General features: G+C 64.3%; 2 protein-coding genes. One reads left to right on the forward strand and one right to left on the reverse strand.

Features of this window, described 5'->3' with window-relative positions:
* A partial coding sequence (locus JV551A3_RS02080) for a TauD/TfdA dioxygenase family protein (protein WP_133978289.1) occupies positions 1 to 616 on the forward strand: 616 nt, incomplete at its 5' end.
* A gap of 130 nt (positions 617 to 746) precedes the next feature.
* Here JV551A3_RS02080 and JV551A3_RS02085 read toward each other — a convergent pair.
* The coding region (locus tag JV551A3_RS02085) for a substrate-binding domain-containing protein (protein ID WP_235874533.1) at positions 747 to 1,163 on the reverse strand (417 nt) is incomplete at its 5' end.

Consider the following 1,163-nt stretch of genomic DNA (forward strand, 5'->3'; position numbering starts at 1 on the left):
TGGCGCCGAAGGCCAGCGGGCCAACTCCTGGCACACCGATGTGACCTTCGTCGACGCCTACCCAAAGGCCTCGATCCTGCGCAGCGTGGTGGCGCCGGCATCCGGTGGTGATACCGTTTGGGCCAACACTGCGGCGGCTTATCAGGAACTGCCTGAGCCGTTGCGCGAGCTGGCCGACAAGTTGTGGGCGGTGCACAGCAACGAATATGACTACGCGAGCCTCAAGCCCGATGTCGACCCGGCGAAGCTTGAGCGCTACCGCAAGGTGTTCACCTCCACCGTGTACGAGACCGAGCATCCGGTGGTGCGCGTGCACCCTATCAGTGGCGAGCGGGTGCTGCAGTTGGGGCATTTCGTGAAGCGCATCAAAGGTTATTCGCTGGCGGATTCGCAACACCTGTTCGCAGTGCTGCAAGGGCATGTGACACGCCTGGAGAACACCGTTCGCTGGCGCTGGCAGGCAGGGGACGTGGCGATCTGGGATAACCGCGCGACGCAGCATTATGCAGTGGACGATTACGGGACCCAGCCGCGGGTGGTGCGGCGGGTGACCCTGGCGGGTGAGGTGCCGGTCGGGGTGGATGGACAGCTCAGCCGTACTACGCGTAAAGGCTGATATTGCCGGGGCCGCTATGCGGCCCTATCGCCGGCAAGCCAGCTCCCACAGGTACTGCACATGGCTTGAAGTCGGCGCGGTCGGTGTGGGAGCTGGCTTGCCGGCGATTCGGGGGCACAGCCCCCGCCAGCTACAACTCGGTATCACAGGCAATCAGTTGCCTGACCAGCCCCTGAGCCAGCGGCGATAGCCCATACCCCACCCGGCTCACCACCCCATAACGGGTATAGAACGCTTCCTCCTGCTCCACCGTCAGGTCGGCCAGCTGCAATGCCACCAACCCCCCGTCCCGCTGATACGGCCGCAAGTTGGCATTGCAGGCAATGCCGATGGTGTCCGAATGCATCACCACATTCAGCAGTGCGTAGCCATGCTCGCACTCCACTGTCGGCAGAAAATCCTGCCGCCCGCTGAGGTCGCTGAGGATCTTGCGGATATTCGGCGGGCGGAAGGTGGTGGCCAGGGGGTAGTCGAACAGGTCACGCGCCCGCACGCTCTCGCGCTCGGTCAACGGGTGCCCGACGCGGCAGCAGAAATGCCAGCGCTG

This window comes from Pseudomonas inefficax (assembly GCF_900277125.1).
Lineage (GTDB): Bacteria > Pseudomonadota > Gammaproteobacteria > Pseudomonadales > Pseudomonadaceae > Aquipseudomonas > Aquipseudomonas inefficax.